The sequence below is a fragment of the Xenorhabdus doucetiae genome, assembly GCF_000968195.1.
Taxonomy (GTDB): domain Bacteria; phylum Pseudomonadota; class Gammaproteobacteria; order Enterobacterales; family Enterobacteriaceae; genus Xenorhabdus; species Xenorhabdus doucetiae.
Map to the genome: position 1 here is coordinate 343,719 of NZ_FO704550.1, position 16,401 is coordinate 360,119.

Consider the following 16,401-nt stretch of genomic DNA (forward strand, 5'->3'; position numbering starts at 1 on the left):
ATCCCATATTAATTTATTCCAGCGCCTGGATTAAGGCGTCATTATCTGCACTCTTGGCGACTTTTATTGTTTGCCAGCCCAAGGTGTGGGCGATATCAGCAAGGCGTTCACTGACCACAATCAGCTTACAATTCAGTAACCACGCTTTCCCATCGCTATCAGTGACTAAGTTATATAACAGTTGCAGCATTTCGCCACTGGTCACAACGAGGGTTTTTATACCACATTGCCGCCAGTGACGACTGAAATTGGCGGCATCATAGTTGACCGGCCGACGTGCATAACATTCACAATAATCGACTTCACCTCCCCGAAACCTTAATGTTGAGGCGATCACTTCGCGGCCACCATTGCCTCGGAGCAATAAAATCTTTTTATTGTCCATTTTTTGTAAGGCGGGAAGTTGCAGCAGATCTTCACTGGTTTCACCTTGCCCGGAACAGAAGATGTCTAACCCAGTGAGTCGATGAAACATCAGGGAAGTGGATTTGCCGATACCATAATAAGAGAGTTGATTAGGCCATGACTGGCCTTCTTGCATCAGTTGCTTATGGGCATAATGGACGGCATTTTTTGATAATAGGAAAATCAGATCGCCCGCAGACAGCCATTGCAGTTTTTGTGACAGTAAGGGTAAATCAGCCCCAGGTTGAATGTCGATGAGGGGCGCGCTGAAAGCGGATTTTCCCATAGATCGCAGTCGCTTGGCTAACTCCTCTCCGGCAGGGAGAGGGCGGGTGATCAAAATACTCATTCCGGTGGATTCCTCTGGTATACGGCAGCCAAAATCTGGCGGGCGCCTTTCTCCAATAACTCTTCCGCCAAGGCGATACCCGCTTGACGGGCCTCGTTGGGTGAGACCACTCTTTCACCGCGCACGATCACTGAACCATCCGGTGCGCCGACGAGTGCGCGTAGCCAAATACGGTCTTCCTGCCAGATGGCATAACTGCCAATCGGGACTTGGCAGCCGCCTTCAAGGCGGGTGTTCATGGCTCTTTCAGCGAGAACGCAGGTTTCTGTTCTGGCGTGGTTCAAGGGGGACAGCAGTTCACGGGTTTGGTGATCATCAAGCCGGCACTCAATCCCTACCGCTCCTTGACCGACGGCGGGCAGCAATAACTCAGGCGCTAACGGCATACGGATGCGCTCTTCCAGCCCCAGCCGTTTCAGCCCCGCGGTGGCAAGAATAATGGCATCATAATCGCCGTTATCGAGCTTGCTCAAACGTGTCCCGACATTACCGCGCAAATCACGGATCACCAGATCAGGACGTTGCTGGCGAATCTGGCACTGGCGGCGCAGGCTGGATGTTCCCACCACACTGCCGGCGGGCAGGTCATCAAGCGAGGCGTAGTTTACTGAAACGAAAGCATCCCGTGGATCATCCCGTTCGCAGATTGTGACCAACCCCAAACCCTCAGGAAATGCGACAGGGACATCTTTCATGGAGTGGACGGCAATATCAGCCCGCTTTTCAAGCAGAGCCAGTTCCAACTCCTTTACAAACAGCCCCTTGCCGCCGACCTTCGCCAATGGCGTATCGAGGATAATATCGCCGCGTGTCACCATCGGCACCAGCTCGACTTTCAGTTCTGGATGAAAGTGTTTCAGTTGTTTTTGCACATATTGCGCTTGCCACATGGCTAATGGGCTTTGGCGGGTAGCGATGCGAATGGTTTTCATTGTCATGGATAGTATATTGGGTAAATGTATTGGGTCAGTGTATTAATTGATTGGGATAATGGTTTTTAGCCACCAGTTAGTCACCAATTAGTCAGAAAATAGTGCCAGTTTTAACATTTCAATGATTTTTTTTCCAGTGACGAAAAAGCCAGAAAAAAATCAAAATAGTTTATGGATATACCGATTATAAGATAAAAATAATTTTAATTATTAAATAATATTTTATTTGAATGGAGAAAATAAACAAAAAGATTGACTTAAAAGCAAATTAACATTTTTGTTTAGCGTGATGATAAAAAGCGGTGCAAATATTTAACAATAGAAAAATAGGTTTAGATTAAATATTTACGGAAGAATGATGTACTTACAATGCTTTACATCTACGATACGAAAAATAATCAACTATGATAGTTATGCTAAAAAAGCATATTATTGTGTCTATTTCGTGATTAACTTAATATTTTACAAAGGGTTAATTATGTTTTGGCTATTGCAGGTGAAGAGAAAAGATGGTATTGCGTACTTTACGCTTTGACTGCAAGGTGTTAAATTGATCACGTTTCCGACAATAAGTTTGTAAAAATAATTTTAAATAATCTTGCAATACCACGCGTTATCGGAAACAGGGGACTACTTTGGGCACTGGAACTGATATCAGGCAAAACTCTTGTATCTCTATATTGAAACGCTGAAGCAGCGACTGGATGCAATTAACCAACTTAGATTAGAACGCGCCACGAGTTTAATGGGTGACGCTTTCAAGCAAGTTTATAGTTTAATTCCAGTATTATTACATTATCATCATCCAATGATGCCGGGCTATATCAAAAGCGACGTCCCTCACGGTGTTTGCTTTTTTATGCCTGATGAAGCACAGCAGTTTTGGATTAATGATCTGGACAGCCAGTTGACTGGTGCCTTGCCAGATGTATTGTTGCATACGTCCAATGGTGAATTGCCGATTACCGGGATTTACTCGATGGGCAGTACCTCTTCTATCGGGCAAAGCTGCTCTTCTGATGTGGATGTTTGGGTCTGCCATCAATCTTGGTTGGATAGTGATGAAAAAGCCTTACTGGAACAAAAATGTACCTTGATAGAACAGTGGGCAGCGTCACTGGGCATCGAGGTGACTTTTTTTCTGATTGATGAAAACCGTTTTCGGCATAACGCCTGTGGTAGTTTGAACGGTGAAGACTGCGGTTCTACCCAACATATCCTTCTGCTTGATGAATTTTACCGCACAGCGGTCTGTATGGCTGGCAAACGCTTGTTGTGGGCAATGGTTCCGGTGGAAGAGGAAGCGCATTATGATGAGTATGTCCTTTCTCTTTATGCCCAAGGGGTGTTGACGCCAAATGAATGGCTGGACTTGGGCGGCTTGGGTGAATTGTCGGCAGAAGAATATTTTGGGGCCAGTCTTTGGCAGCTTTATAAAAGTGTGGACTCGCCTTATAAGGCCGTATTGAAAAGCCTGCTGTTGGAAGCGTATTCATGGGAATATCCCAATGGAAAACTGCTGGCGATGGAGATGAAGCAATATTTTCATGACGGCGCGATTGTTTCCTTTGGCCTCGATGCTTATAGCATGATGCTGGAACGCGTAACCCGCTACCTGGCTGCTACGAACGATCTTACGCGCCTCGATTTGGCGCGTCGTTGTTTTTATCTCAAGGTATGTGAGAAATTACCGGAAAGTCAGGGTGACAAAGGCTGTACCGGATGGCGTCGTCAGGTTATCTCCCAATTGGTGCGAGAATGGGATTGGGATGACAATAAACTGGCCATGCTGGACAACCGTAATGCATGGAAAATTGAGCAGGTGCGTGATGCCCATAACGAATTGCTTGATACCATGATGCAGAGTTATCGCAACCTGATCCGTTTTGCCCGCCGCAATAATTTAAGTGTGAGTGCCAGCCCGCAAGATATTGGTGTATTGACCCGTAAATTGTATGCGGCTTTTGAAGCCTTGCCCGGTAAAGTGACGTTGGTCAATCCCCAGATCTCACCGGATCTGTCAGAACAGGATCTGACTTTCATTTATGTGCCTCCTGGGCGAGTAAACCGAAGTGGCTGGTATCTTTACAATCATGCCCCAACGATTGAATCGATCATGGGTCACCAACCGCTGGAATACAATCGTTATCTGAATAAATTAGTTTCCTGGACCTATTTTAATGGCCTGCTGACCCAAGCAACCCGGCTGCATATTCATCATGGGAAATCCCAGTGTGACAGGCAAAAATTAGGTGATTTGGTGAATGATATTGCCTCTCATTTCCCGCTCCGCTTACCTGCACCGACACCCAAAGCACTCTACAGCCCTTGCGAAATCCGCCATTTGGCGATCATTGTTAATTTAGAGCAAGATCCAACGGCGGCATTTTTCGAACAAATTGTTCGTTTTGATTTAAGGAACCTGAATGTTTTCAGTTTTGGCGAATTGCAGCAATGTCTGGTCGGCAGCATTGATTTGCTCTATCGCAATTCATGGAACGAAGTGAGAACGCTGCATTTCAGTGGTGAACAATCGGTACTGGAAGCCTTAAAGACCATATTGGGCAAAATGCATCAAGATGCAGCGCCACCGGCGGATGTTGAAGTCTTCTGTTATAGCAAACACTTGCGTGGATTGATCCGCACCCGTATCCAGCAATTAGTGTCGGAGTGTATCGAGTTACGTCTGTCCAGTAATCGACAAGATCCTAATCGTTTTAAGGCGTTACGGCTTTCAGGGCAAACTTGGGGATTATTCTTCGAACGGTTAAACGTTTCGGTGCAAAAACTGGAAAATGCCGTGGAGTTCTATGGGGCGATTTCCAATACCAAACTGCATGGCCTGCCAGTCAAGATTGATACTAAAGAAAAACACTTACCCCCGGTCATAGACGGTTTTGCCTGCGAGGGAATTATTCAGTTTTTTTTCGAAGATATCGAAAATAATCAGGGATTCAATATCTATATTCTTGATGAATCCAATCGGGTGGAAATTTATTCCCATTGTGAAGGGAGCAAAGAAGAATTAGTGCGGGATATCAGCCGCTTTTATTCATCATCGCATGATCGCTTCACTTATGGTTCCAGTTTTGTCAATTTCAATTTACCGCAGTTCTATCAAATCGTTAATAAAGGTGAGCGCACCCATGTCACCCCGTTTATAGAAGGCGTGTATCCGGTGGATGATATCGAAGCGAATGACGCAAGGCTGCATGTTGAGGTGTGCCTTGATAAGACATGCCGGGATGATCCTTATCGTTCGTTGTATCACTATTGATATTTGTCTTTTTGATATTTTTCGTTATCAATGACACTAAGCGCCTGTTTTATCAGGCGCTTTTGGTTAATATAATGATTTTTACTGGATTGCCGTGAAAAATATTCACGAAAATTGAAATGGCTCACCGCTTTGGTCAGTGATCGCTTGTGCCAGCATGGCGATAAAATCGTGACCACTGCGGTCACAAATCCACTGACTATCCTGATAATCAAAATGGTAACCGCCATTTTTGGTTGCCAGCCATATCTGATGGAAAGGCTCTTGGCGGTTGATAATGATTTTGCTGCCGTTTTCAAAACTCAGTGTCATCACACCGCCGTTGGTTTCATAGTCAATATCCGAATCTCCATCGTAATTATCCAGTTGCTCTTCAAGATGAAGCATCAATTGATCTGCCAATTGATGAAATTCGCTATCGTTCATGTTTATTTCCTATTTGCTTTTCAGGGCCTAGCTGCGATTATAGAGAGTATTGGCGCATGAATCACAGGCATTAATATAATGAAAAAACAACTCTGTTGGTCACTGACTATCATAACATTACTTTCTCTGACTGGTTGTGGCTTGAAAGGGCCCCTTTATTTTCCCCCGGCGGAAACCTCAGCAACACAAGCATCTGTGTACAAAGCGGATAAGGTGCAGCCAGAAAAATTGTCAGAAAACAGCTTATTAAAAGACAATAGCTCAATGGATGCTTAATGATAGCAATCCGGTAATGTGATTTCTCTTGGGGCCGTATATGCAGTTCTCCAAAATGCACGGTCTTGGCAATGACTTTATGGTCGTTGATGCCGTGACCCAAAATGTTTATTTTTCTCCAGAGTTAATTTGCCGTCTGGCTAACCGGCATACTGGGGTGGGTTTTGATCAGCTTTTGGTTGTTGAAGCCCCCTATGATCCTGACTTAGACTTTCACTACCGCATTTTTAATGCGGATGGCAGTGAAGTTTCCCAGTGTGGCAATGGGGCGCGCTGTTTTGCCCGTTTTGTTCGCCTCAAGGGTCTGACCAATAAACGCGATATCAAGGTCAGCACGCAAGCAGGCTACATGACATTGAGCATCACCCATGATGACCAAGTTTGTGTCAACATGGGTGAGCCGGATTTTGAACCGCAGCGGGTTCCTTTTCGCGCCAATAAAGCGGAGAAAACCTATATTATCCGTGCCATCGAACGCACGGTGCTTTGTGGCGTTGTGTCGATGGGGAACCCTCACTGTGTCATACAGGTTGAGGATGTGAACACCGCTGAAGTGGCCATATTGGGGCCGGTGTTAGAAAGCCATGAACGTTTTCCGCAGCGGGCCAATATTGGTTTTATGCAGGTGATCAATCGGGGCCATATTCGGTTGCGTGTTTTTGAGCGTGGTGCGGGTGAGACACAGGCATGTGGCAGTGGCGCATGTGCCGCGGTCGCCGTCGGTATCCAGCAAAATCTGCTGGATAATCAAGTTCGGGTTGATCTTCCGGGAGGAACCCTGCAAATTCGCTGGGATGGGCCAGGCAAGCCACTCTTTATGACCGGGCCTGCAACCCACGTCTATGATGGCACGATTCATTTGTGATTGAGTCACTCTGAAATATGGGGCATTGGAAAATGGCTAAAAAAGACGATCCATTGCATAGCGACAACCGGCTGGATGATCAATCGGTCATGGATTATTTGTTGAATAATCCCGATTTTTTTATCCGTAATGCCAATCGGGTTGATAAGATAAGAGTTCCCCATCCGGTGCGGGAGAGTATCTCTTTGATGGAATGGCATATGAGTCGCCAGAGGAAACGCATCGGCTATTTGGAAGATGATCTCAACCATTTGATAGAGCAGGCGAAGCAGAATGAAGTGCTGTTTAGCAATCTGTTGCAATTGCTGTCAACTCTTTCTGGTGCCAAGAGTTTGCAGGATTTTCTTTCCTGCTTGAGTTCATGGTCAAAAACATTGGGATTGAGTAACAGCTATATTCGGTTGTTCAGTGATAAATGGCATCTTGGTGCACCCCTGAATTCGCCGGAGCTGGCGATTTCCCGTCATGCCTTTGAGACCGTCCGCATTAAGCGCTTTGGTGAAAAAAATCATTATCTCGGCCAGTTGCATGGCCCGGAGATTTTATTGTTGATGCCACAGGCACGCCATGTTGGCTCCGTGGCCATTTCCCTGTTAGGCGCACAAGGGGATTTGGGTCTGGTGATTTTCAACAGCCATGATAAACAGCACTACCACGAAGGCATGGGAACGGACATTCTCGACCATTTGGCGAAGCTGCTGCCGGGCTTGCTGTCCCGCTGGATTGAACGCGCATGACCCAGCCCATTGATTTACTGCTAGCGCCCGTGGAAGACTTTTTGCACTATTTGCGGGTTGAGCGCCGCTTAAGCCCTGCCACTATCACCAATTATCGGCGCCATTTGGCGGTTTTGGCGGCAATGGCACTGGAAATGGGAATACGTGAGTGGCAGGCGCTGGAGCCTGCCCAAGTCAGAATGTTTGCCTCCCGCAGTCGTCGGGCAGGTTTGCAGTCCGCCAGCCTTGCCCTGCGCCTTTCTTCCTTGCGTAGCTTTCTTGACTGGATGGTGATGCAAAATAAACTGGCGGCCAATCCTGCGAAAACCGTCAGTGCTCCCCGTAAAAAACGCCACTTGCCGAAAAACATGGACGTGGACGAAGTTAACCAACTCCTCAATATTAATCTCAACGATCCGCTGTCAGTGCGTGACAGAACGATGCTGGAAGTCATGTACGGAGCGGGTTTGCGTTTGTCTGAGCTGGTGGGGCTTGATTGTCGCCATTTGGATTTGGAAAGCGGGGAAGTTTGGGTACATGGCAAGGGCAGTAAAGAGCGTAAGGTGCCGTTCGGTCGCATGGCTCAGGAATGGCTGCGGCGTTGGCTGGAAATGCGCGAGTTGTTTGAGCCGGAAAGTGACGCGCTTTTTATTTCCAGCCAGAGCGGAAAACGTCTCTCTGCCCGTAACGTACAGAAACGATTTGAACAGTGGGGAATTCGACAAGGCGTTAGCAGCCATATCAATCCTCATAAACTGCGCCACTCTTTTGCTACACATATTCTGGAGTCCAGCGGTGATCTGCGGGCAGTACAGGAATTACTCGGTCATGCGAATTTATCGACGACCCAGATCTATACCCATCTGGATTTCCAGCATCTGACCAAAGTCTATGACGTGGCTCACCCCAGAGCCAAACGAGGAAAATCATAATGCGTTTTTATCGGCCTCTCGCGCCGTTTGCGGCGATGACATTCGATCTGGATGATACGCTTTACGATAACCATCCTGTGATCGATAAAACCGAAAAAGAAGTGTTGTGTTTTATCAGGCAGTACGATGCCAAATTCGGCCACTTTGGGCATGAAGAGCTGCGTTTATACCGTCAGGCTGTGCTTGAACAGGAACCGGATATTTATCACGATGTGACCTCATGGCGCCGCCAATCCGCAGAACTGATGTTTACTCATCATGGCTTCAATCATGAAGAGACAATGCGTGGCACGGATGAAATTATGTCTTGCTTTATGTACTGGCGTAACCAAATCACCGTGCCTGAATCGACTCATCACACTTTGTCTGTCTTGGCGGAAAAAATGCCGCTGGTGGCAATCACCAATGGGAATGCTGAACCGGCTGCCTGCGGTCTTGCCCCTTACTTTGCTTTTGTATTGAAAGCGGGCGTGGATGGGCGTGCCAAACCTTACCCGGATATGTACCGTCTGGCGGCGCAACGGCTCCACCTCCCCATCCATCAGATCCTGCATGTGGGGGATAACCTGAATACCGATGTAGAAGGGGCGCTTTGCAGCGGCATGCAGGCCTGTTGGATCAACATCGAAAATAAAAATTTGATGCAGGAACCGGAAGGACGACGGGTTCCACATGTTGAGATTTCTGATTTGGCTTCTTTGATAGCACTGATATAATTTCAAATTGAAATCTATACCCTATACACTTCAAATTGCAGCTCGCAAAACGAAAACGGCTTATTATCTCCCCGCAACGCGGAGAGATAATAAAAGCACCTTGAAGTACGACGAATATATATAAAAAAACAGCTTGGCTTGTTAATCCTACCGAACCTTGCAAACAATTGATGGTAATTATGGACGTTTCATATCTGCTCGAAGGCCTCAATGATAAACAACGCGAAGCGGTCGCAGCACCCCGTAATAATATGCTGGTGCTGGCGGGTGCCGGCAGTGGTAAAACGCGCGTGCTGGTACACCGGATCGCCTGGTTACTGTCAGTTGAAAATGCCTCGCCATTTTCCATCATGGCGGTCACATTCACCAATAAAGCGGCGGCTGAGATGCGCCACCGCATTGAAAACCTGATTGGCACCAGTCAAGGCGGAATGTGGGTCGGGACATTCCATAGCCTTGCCCATCGCCTGCTGCGCGCCCATCACCTTGATGCAAACCTGCCGCAAGATTTTCAGATCCTGGATAGCGACGATCAGCACCGTCTGATTAAACGCATCATCAAAGCGATGAATCTGGATGATAAAAAGTGGCCAGCCCGTCAGGGAATGTGGTACATCAATGGCAAAAAAGATGAAGGCTTGCGTCCACAACACATTGAAAGTTACGGCAATCCGGTAGAAGCCACCTGGCTGAAAATCTATCAGGCCTATCAGGAAGCGTGTGACCGTGCCGGGCTGGTGGATTTTGCCGAATTATTACTACGCGCCCATGAACTCTGGCTGAACAAGCCGCAGATCCTGCAACATTATCGTGAACGTTTCACCAATATTCTGGTGGATGAATTTCAGGATACCAACAGCATTCAATACGCTTGGGTTCGCCTTTTGGCGGGCGAAAGCGGCAAAGTCATGATTGTCGGTGACGATGACCAGTCCATTTATGGCTGGCGCGGCGCGCAGGTAGAAAACATCCAGCGTTTCCTCAAGGATTTTCCGGGCGCGGGCATGCTCCGTCTGGAACAGAATTACCGTTCGACCAGCAATATCCTGAAAGCGGCCAATGCCCTGATTGCCCATAATAGCGACCGCTTGGGCAAGAACCTGTGGACAGAGGGGAGCGAGGGCGAGCCGATTTCACTGTATTGCGCCTTCAATGAACTGGATGAATCCCGTTATGTTGTCGGCCGTATCAAGCACTGGTTAGAGCAGGGTGGCGCACTGAAAGAGTGTGCGATCCTCTATCGAAGCAATGCCCAATCCCGCGTCTTGGAAGAAGCCTTGTTGCAGGCGTCCCTGCCTTACCGCATCTATGGGGGCCAGCGTTTCTTCGAGCGTCAGGAAATCAAAGATGCCTTATCCTACTTGCGTTTGGTGGCAAACCGCCACGATGACACGGCGTTTGAGCGCGTGGTGAATACACCGACGCGCGGTATTGGTGACAGAACGCTGGATGTGGTGCGCCAAGTGGCGCGTGATCAGCAAAAAACCTTGTGGGAAAGCAGCTTGCTATTGATACAGGAAAAAGTGCTGGCTGGCCGTGCAGCATCCGCGTTGCAGCGCTTTATTGAACTCATTGAAGCACTGGAAACCGAAACGCAGGAAATGTTACTGCATGTGCAAACCGATCGCATTATTCGTGATTCCGGCTTGTGGGCGATGTATCAACAGGAAAAAGGCGAAAAGGCACAGGCGCGCATTGAAAACCTTGAGGAACTGGTGACCGCAACCCGTCAATTCAGTTATCAGGATGAAGATGAAAACCTGCTGCCATTGCCCGCCTTCCTTTCCCATGCCGCGCTTGAATCGGGGGAAGGTCAGGCGGATATCTATCAGGATGCGGTGCAATTGATGACCCTGCATTCTGCGAAGGGGCTGGAATTTCCGCAAGTCTTTATTGTCGGCGTGGAAGAGGGCATGTTTCCGAGCCAGATGTCCATTGACGAAGGGGATCGGCTGGAGGAAGAGCGTCGCTTGGCCTATGTCGGGGTGACCAGAGCGATGGAAAAACTGACGCTGACGTATGCGGAAAGCCGTCGTTTATATGGCAAAGAAGTGTATCATCGCCCATCCCGTTTTATCGGCGAATTGCCGCCGGAATGCGTGGCAGAAGTTCGCCTGCGAGCGACCGTTTCCCGTCCGGTCAGCCATAAACGGCTGGGCACGCCCATCAGCGCCAACGACAGTGGTTACGCACTTGGGCAGCGTGTACGCCATCCCAAATTTGGTGAAGGGACGATTGTCAATATCGAAGGCAGTGGTGAACATTGCCGCTTGCAAATCGCGTTTCAGGGTGAAGGCATCAAATGGCTGGTGGCCGCTTATGCCAGACTCGAAACGGGGCAATAATCCGGTCGAATGTTGACAGGTTTTTTCTTCTCAGCGTAACATTCGCGCCTTACGATAAACGTAGGGAGTATAAGGAGACTTATGGTACATGCTGAACGCATTTAAATTAGAGAATAATCGCCTGCTCCGTCTTGAACTTGAAGAAGGTGATAAGTTATCTGACTCTATGTGGGTAGATTTGGTGGGGCTGGGGGATAATGATCGTCTCCGAGTCCAGAATGAGCTGGGGCAAGTTCTGGCAACCCGCACTGAATTGGATGACATCGAGGCATCGGCCCGTTTTTTTGAAGATGAAGATGGTATGCACGTCCACTCATTCTTCTATTTTGAAGATGCCGAAGACCATGCTGGCAACTCGACGGTCGCATTTACCATCCGTGACGGTCGTCTCTACACATTGCGAGAGCGTGAACTCCCTGCCTTTCGGTTATACCGCATGCGTGCCCGCAACCAGACGATGGTTGACGGGAATGCCTATGAACTGTTGATGGATTTGTTCGAAACCAAAATTGAACAGTTGGCGGATGTCATTGAAAACATTTACAGCGTGCTGGAATCCCTGAGCCGGGTCATTATGAATGGCAAGCAGGGCGATGAATTTGATTCGGCTTTGTCTAACCTGGCTGAACAGGAAGACATCGGTTGGAAAGTCCGCCTGTGTTTGATGGATAGCCAGCGCGCCCTGAACTTCCTTGTGCGCCGTGCCCGCTTGCCGACCAATCAATTGGAACAGGCGCGTGAAATTCTGCGCGATATTGAATCCTTGCTGCCACACAATGAATCGTTGTTCCAGAAAGTGAACTTTCTGATGCAGGCGGCGATGGGCTTTATCAACATCGAACAGAGCCGCATTATCAAGATCTTCTCCGTGGTTTCCGTGGTATTCCTGCCACCGACGCTGGTCGCGTCCAGCTATGGCATGAACTTCGAATTTATGCCGGAGTTGCATTGGACATTCGGCTATCCTGCGGCCATTGGATTGATGATAGCAGCGGGTCTGGCGCCTTATCTCTATTTCAAACGGAAAAATTGGCTGTAATAAAACCACCGATTGCATAGTTTTCAAAATGAAAATAGGGTAGTTGTGTTTATATATTGACCAGTGATATGGGTTTGCATATGCTTAGGGTATGTACTTTTAATACAGGAGATTTACCATGCGGACTGTAGCAATTTTTAAAAATGGTAATAACCGTGCTATCCGTTTACCTAAGGATCTGGATTTTGAGGGTATCAATGAACTGGAAATTACCCGAGAAGGAGAAACTATTATATTGCGTCCGGTAAGACCTAGCTGGGATTCATTTTTATATGAGGATAAAGCCGACGCGGAATTTCTATCTGAACGCCAAGATATTATTGAGGAAGAGCGTGTTATTTTATGAAAAAACTGACCCAAATGTCAGATAACATGTTGGGTCAGTTCAGAAAGATGATGGATATTGATGCTTGTTGCCAGAATTTGACTATTTCCGTAAACGGCGTTGCGTATAGAGCGCATCCAGGGTAAACAGAATCAGGGCCGCCCAGATAAAGCCAAACGTGATCAAACGATCCGGGCCAATTTGCTCACCATAAACCAGCGTTGCCAGTAAGAACATCAAGGTTGGGCCAAGATACTGGAAGAAACCCAGCGTGGACAAACGCAGATGCGCAGCGGCGGCGGTGAAGAGCAGCAGAGGCACCGTCGTAATAATACCGGCCGCAATCAGCATCAGGTTCAAAGAGTAGCTATTATCCAACATATTACTGGTCGGGCTATGGGTGAAGAACAGCAGGTAAATCAGCGCGACAGGGAATACCCAGGTGGTTTCAATTAACATACCGGTCTGAGCATCAACTCCTAATTTTTTGCGAACCAACCCATAGACCGCAAATGTCGTTGCCAAATACAAACCAATCACCGGTACGGAACCAAACTGCCATAGCTGGATCAGTACGCCAGTAAAGGCCAGCCCCACGGCAATCCACTGCATACGCCGGAAACGTTCACCAAGAAAGATCATGCCAAACAAAACATTCACCAGCGGGTTAATAAAATATCCCAGACTGGCTTCCAGCAAATGCCCATTATTGACTGCCCAGATATAGGTCAGCCAGTTACTGGTAATGGTAAAGGCCGTAATGCCTAATAACAGCAATATCTTCGGTTGGCGAACCACCCCCCAAACCTGACGCCAGTGACGCGTCAACGTGATCATCAATACCATAAAGAAAACTGACCAGATCACACGATGTGACACAATTTCATCGGGAGGGACATATTGTATGGATTTGAAGTAGATGGGTGCCAATCCCCAAATAAGATAAGCTCCCAAGGCATACAAGATACCTTTGGCCGTCTGTTGGTTACTCATAATATCCTTGAATGTTTAGAGAATGTTCAGAAAATCAGAAGAGCTTGTTAAGGTGATAGCTCGTAGACCCATACAATGTGTCATTGGGATGAATGATTTACAAGTAGTTAATGGCATGAGTAATAAATTAAATTTTTCTACTGAGCTGAATAGCACTTTATGTTAAATTGAAAAACAGACACCTTACCCAAGGGCGCTTTAGGTAGATAAATCTATTTTATTATCGCTATCTAAAGCCCATTAATGTTTTAAATGGTAAATCCAGTTTACTTGGACAATCCAACCCTTTTACTTTTACTGCTTTATCATTATTTCTTAACTCATTACACAATTGAGCGATATCTTTAGGTGTCCAATAGATATTTTTGGCATAACCAACTTGTTGAATGGTATTTAAGAGATTTTCGACTCCACCGGCTTTTAATATGTTGGCAACCATTGTTGCACAATTTTTATTAATGGAATTATAACTGTGGCTTATCCTGAAATTGCCATATTTTTTGCCTTTATGGATTTCATCCGCGTGGTCTCGCATTTTTTCAACATCTAAACCAATCAGATAATATTCCACATGTGGGGGATCGACAAAATCAGCGTGAAGGCTGTTCAAGGCTCCCGCACAGGATAAAATGCCTCGCGATATATCGGGTTCGGCAAGGAAACTGACATAGTTATCATCGGGTGGATGCCGTGGATATAAATCCGTCCAAGGATATTTCGGTACGCCACCGATATAAATAGCAGCATGTCCAACCGCGAAGCTCCGGCAGGGATACCAGATATAGACGACAGCATCAACAGCCCTACCAGCGAGGATCTCCGATTCTGCTTTGGTTCTTGGGTTCATAGCCTATTCTCATGTTGAATATCGTTTCAAAATGTCAGGGGTTAATCTTGTTCTGCGCGACAAGATTGCAGACGCTCACTATGATGAATATGAAAAAATATCTAATTTGCTTATGATTAATTAATGGTAAAAACAAAGTGTTGTGAGATTTTCGGGTTATTGGGGATCTGTTCGCAGTATTGGGGTATCATATACACAGAGTGGCGTGTTGTGAATAATGATGAAGGTGTGAGAGGCAAAAAATAAAACTTTGCCTCTCCTGTCAATACCTTCAATTTATAAAATCAAAAACATAAATTCAAAAACATAAGCTCAAAAACATTAACCCACTAAATAAGTCCCCATTGCACTGGCAATATGCACCTGTTTTTCATTATGCAGTTCAATTCTGGCGACAGAGACTTTATTGCCGGCACGGATAATGTTGCAACTGGCGGTAAATATTTCACCGCGTCCGGGTCGCAGATAATCCACGCGCAAATCAATAGTACCTAATGTGGTCAGGCGTTTTTGGATCTCAGCGATGGTGAGCGTTTCCATTGCTGTTAGTGCATTGCCTGCACAAACCAGCCCGCCGGCAACATCCAATATGGACGCGATCGCACCACCGTGCAGAATCTTATGGATCATATTGCCGACCAACTTTTCCTGATGGTGAAATTGCAGTTCTGCGTAGTCTTGCTCAAAGCGGAGCAGTTCAAGACCCAACAGGCGATTGAATGGCATATGGTACACAAAAACTTCACCAATAAATTGACGGGCTTCTTCTGGGGTTAAGAGGGTGTCTACTCGCTGAATATTTTCCATGGCGGAATTCCTGATAATAAAAAGTAAAACAAACCAATATTAAATGGGTGTTTGTGGTTAATAACTTGTTAAGTTTATGCTTTCATTATCGACTTTGCCAGTTTGTGAAGCGCTTCGACAAACCCTTTCTCAGGGCAAAAACGGACTACAAAAAATAATCAAATAGCGTGTAGAATAAGCGGTAATTTTTTTAGCTTGAAATTATTCAACAGGAAAACCAGACATGCGTTTATTATGGAAAATACTGGTTATTATCGGCCTATTATCTCCATTGGCCCATGCAGCAGAAAAGCAGGGGGGTGGCGTGAGAGGGAGCGTGCTCTCGACGATGCTGGGCGAGCAAGATTCTCCTCTAATGCTCTATCCCTATGATACGAATTACATTATTTATACTTATGATGCCAATATGAATAAATCGGCAATTCATAGTTATGATTGGGCAGATAATGCCCGCAGAGATGAAGTGAGCTTTCAGATAAGTTTTGGTTTTCCCTTGTGGCGGGGAATTGCAGGAGAGAACTCGTTGCTTGGGGCTTCTTACACACAGCGTTCATGGTGGCAACTCAGTAATAAAAAAGAATCATCTCCATTTCGTGAAACGAATTATGAACCCCAACTTTTTCTGGCATGGTTAACGGATTATGAATTTGCGGGTTGGCGCCTGCGGGAAATTGAAGCGGGGTTTAACCATCAATCTAACGGGCGGCCGGAAGCGACTTCTCGTAGCTGGAATCGCCTCTATGCCCGTTTTATGGTGCAGAATGGCAATTGGCAGGCGGATTTGAAATCGTGGTATCGGCTGCCCGAAAGCGCCCGTCATGATGATAACCCAGATATGAACCGTTATATGGGCTATTACCGGCTGAAAGTTGGTTATATCTGGGGTGACAGCGTATTTACCGCCCAAGGGCGCTATAACTGGAACAGCGGTTATGGCAGTGGCGAGTTGGGCTGGAGTTATCCGCTCGCAAATCATGTCCGTATTTACACGCAGCTTTTCTGTGGTTATGGCGAATCGATGATTGACTACAATTTCAAGCAAACCCGTTTTGGTATCGGTGTCATGTTGAATGACATGCTGTAACTGCCCTTACAGTGAAATAACATCTACTCGCCGTACTTCAAGATAATCAGCGGCTTTCGTCTTATAA

At 46.7% G+C, this 16,401-nt stretch carries 16 protein-coding genes; 10 read left to right on the forward strand and 6 right to left on the reverse strand.

The genetic code is table 11. From position 1 onward, the window contains the following. Positions 1–13 precede the first annotated feature (13 nt). Both hemD and hemC read right to left on the reverse strand, forming a co-directional pair. Positions 14–754 (reverse strand): uroporphyrinogen-III synthase, encoded by a 741-nt coding sequence (hemD, locus tag XDD1_RS01750; protein ID WP_045968158.1) that lies wholly within the window; start codon positions 752–754, stop codon positions 14–16. Further along, a complete protein-coding gene (gene hemC, locus XDD1_RS01755) occupies positions 751–1,692 on the reverse strand; it encodes a hydroxymethylbilane synthase (protein WP_045968160.1) in 942 nt (313 codons plus the stop codon). The genes hemD and hemC overlap by 4 nt, the downstream gene beginning before the upstream one ends. A 661-nt stretch (positions 1,693–2,353) precedes the next feature. Here hemC and XDD1_RS01760 point away from each other — a divergent pair. Next, entirely contained in the window at positions 2,354–4,963 is a 2,610-nt protein-coding gene (locus tag XDD1_RS01760; protein ID WP_045968162.1) for a class I adenylate cyclase, read from the forward strand. 105 nt (positions 4,964–5,068) lie between these two features. Here XDD1_RS01760 and cyaY read toward each other — a convergent pair whose 3' ends face one another. Then, on the reverse strand, positions 5,069–5,389 hold the full coding sequence (gene cyaY / locus XDD1_RS01765) for an iron donor protein CyaY (RefSeq protein WP_045968164.1): 321 nt from the start codon (positions 5,387–5,389) through the stop codon (positions 5,069–5,071). Positions 5,390–5,467: 78 nt separating this feature from the next. On the opposite strand from cyaY, the gene lptM reads away from it, so the two are divergent. The 8 genes from lptM to vapB all read left to right on the forward strand — a co-directional run bounded on the left by lptM (position 5,468) and on the right by vapB (position 12,624). After that, a complete protein-coding gene (lptM, locus tag XDD1_RS01770) occupies positions 5,468–5,665 on the forward strand; it encodes an LPS translocon maturation chaperone LptM (protein ID WP_045968166.1) in 198 nt (65 codons plus the stop codon). Between the two features lie 40 nt (positions 5,666–5,705). Beyond that, positions 5,706–6,530 (forward strand): diaminopimelate epimerase, encoded by an 825-nt coding sequence (gene dapF, locus XDD1_RS01775; RefSeq protein ID WP_045968168.1) that lies wholly within the window; start codon positions 5,706–5,708, stop codon positions 6,528–6,530. Between the two features lie 32 nt (positions 6,531–6,562). Then, entirely contained in the window at positions 6,563–7,267 is a 705-nt protein-coding gene (locus XDD1_RS01780; protein WP_045968170.1) for a DUF484 domain-containing protein, read from the forward strand. After that, positions 7,264–8,178, forward strand: a complete 915-nt coding sequence (xerC, locus tag XDD1_RS01785; protein WP_045968172.1) for a tyrosine recombinase XerC — start codon at positions 7,264–7,266, stop codon at positions 8,176–8,178. Before XDD1_RS01780 ends, xerC begins: the two co-directional genes overlap by 4 nt. Then, positions 8,178–8,894, forward strand: coding sequence for a 5-amino-6-(5-phospho-D-ribitylamino)uracil phosphatase YigB (gene yigB / locus XDD1_RS01790; protein WP_045968174.1), 717 nt, complete (start codon positions 8,178–8,180; stop codon positions 8,892–8,894). The genes xerC and yigB overlap by 1 nt, the downstream gene beginning before the upstream one ends. Positions 8,895–9,073: 179 nt before the next feature. Continuing rightward, entirely contained in the window at positions 9,074–11,239 is a 2,166-nt protein-coding gene (uvrD, locus tag XDD1_RS01795; RefSeq protein WP_045968176.1) for a DNA helicase II, read from the forward strand. Positions 11,240–11,327: 88 nt separating this feature from the next. After that, positions 11,328–12,278, forward strand: a complete 951-nt coding sequence (gene corA, locus XDD1_RS01800) for a magnesium/cobalt transporter CorA (RefSeq protein ID WP_045968178.1) — start codon at positions 11,328–11,330, stop codon at positions 12,276–12,278. 118 nt (positions 12,279–12,396) lie between these two features. Further along, on the forward strand, positions 12,397–12,624 hold the full coding sequence (vapB, locus tag XDD1_RS01805) for a type II toxin-antitoxin system VapB family antitoxin (protein WP_045968181.1): 228 nt from the start codon (positions 12,397–12,399) through the stop codon (positions 12,622–12,624). Between the two features lie 81 nt (positions 12,625–12,705). On the opposite strand, the gene rarD is transcribed toward vapB, so the two are convergent. The 3 genes from rarD to XDD1_RS01820 all read right to left on the reverse strand — a co-directional run bounded on the left by rarD (position 12,706) and on the right by XDD1_RS01820 (position 15,250). Continuing rightward, complete coding sequence (gene rarD, locus XDD1_RS01810) at positions 12,706–13,596, reverse strand: EamA family transporter RarD (protein ID WP_045968183.1); 891 nt, start codon at positions 13,594–13,596, stop codon at positions 12,706–12,708. Positions 13,597–13,822: 226 nt separating this feature from the next. After that, positions 13,823–14,443, reverse strand: a complete 621-nt coding sequence (locus XDD1_RS01815) for a hypothetical protein (RefSeq protein WP_045968185.1) — start codon at positions 14,441–14,443, stop codon at positions 13,823–13,825. A gap of 321 nt (positions 14,444–14,764) precedes the next feature. Continuing rightward, complete coding sequence (locus tag XDD1_RS01820) at positions 14,765–15,250, reverse strand: thioesterase family protein (RefSeq protein WP_045968187.1); 486 nt, start codon at positions 15,248–15,250, stop codon at positions 14,765–14,767. Between the two features lie 223 nt (positions 15,251–15,473). Between XDD1_RS01820 and pldA the strand changes: the two genes are divergently transcribed. After that, positions 15,474–16,334: a phospholipase A gene (pldA, locus tag XDD1_RS01825; RefSeq protein WP_071827234.1), complete on the forward strand. Its 861-nt coding sequence runs from the start codon at positions 15,474–15,476 to the stop codon at positions 16,332–16,334. The last annotated feature ends 67 nt before the right edge of the window (positions 16,335–16,401 follow it).

What these genes read in the sequence shown, in the direction of transcription:
- pldA (WP_071827234.1), top strand. Translation starts at nt 15,474, where the DNA reads ATGCGTTTATTATGGAAAATACTGGTTATTATCGGCCTATTATCTCCA.
- hemD (WP_045968158.1), bottom strand. Translation starts at nt 754, where the DNA reads ATGAGTATTTTGATCACCCGCCCTCTCCCTGCCGGAGAGGAGTTAGCC.
- uvrD (WP_045968176.1), top strand. Translation starts at nt 9,074, where the DNA reads ATGGACGTTTCATATCTGCTCGAAGGCCTCAATGATAAACAACGCGAA.
- XDD1_RS01780 (WP_045968170.1), top strand. Translation starts at nt 6,563, where the DNA reads ATGGCTAAAAAAGACGATCCATTGCATAGCGACAACCGGCTGGATGAT.
- hemC (WP_045968160.1), bottom strand. Translation starts at nt 1,692, where the DNA reads ATGACAATGAAAACCATTCGCATCGCTACCCGCCAAAGCCCATTAGCC.
- cyaY (WP_045968164.1), bottom strand. Translation starts at nt 5,389, where the DNA reads ATGAACGATAGCGAATTTCATCAATTGGCAGATCAATTGATGCTTCAT.
- vapB (WP_045968181.1), top strand. Translation starts at nt 12,397, where the DNA reads ATGCGGACTGTAGCAATTTTTAAAAATGGTAATAACCGTGCTATCCGT.
- rarD (WP_045968183.1), bottom strand. Translation starts at nt 13,596, where the DNA reads ATGAGTAACCAACAGACGGCCAAAGGTATCTTGTATGCCTTGGGAGCT.
- corA (WP_045968178.1), top strand. Translation starts at nt 11,328, where the DNA reads ATGCTGAACGCATTTAAATTAGAGAATAATCGCCTGCTCCGTCTTGAA.
- lptM (WP_045968166.1), top strand. Translation starts at nt 5,468, where the DNA reads ATGAAAAAACAACTCTGTTGGTCACTGACTATCATAACATTACTTTCT.
- yigB (WP_045968174.1), top strand. Translation starts at nt 8,178, where the DNA reads ATGCGTTTTTATCGGCCTCTCGCGCCGTTTGCGGCGATGACATTCGAT.
- XDD1_RS01820 (WP_045968187.1), bottom strand. Translation starts at nt 15,250, where the DNA reads ATGGAAAATATTCAGCGAGTAGACACCCTCTTAACCCCAGAAGAAGCC.
- dapF (WP_045968168.1), top strand. Translation starts at nt 5,706, where the DNA reads ATGCAGTTCTCCAAAATGCACGGTCTTGGCAATGACTTTATGGTCGTT.
- XDD1_RS01815 (WP_045968185.1), bottom strand. Translation starts at nt 14,443, where the DNA reads ATGAACCCAAGAACCAAAGCAGAATCGGAGATCCTCGCTGGTAGGGCT.
- xerC (WP_045968172.1), top strand. Translation starts at nt 7,264, where the DNA reads ATGACCCAGCCCATTGATTTACTGCTAGCGCCCGTGGAAGACTTTTTG.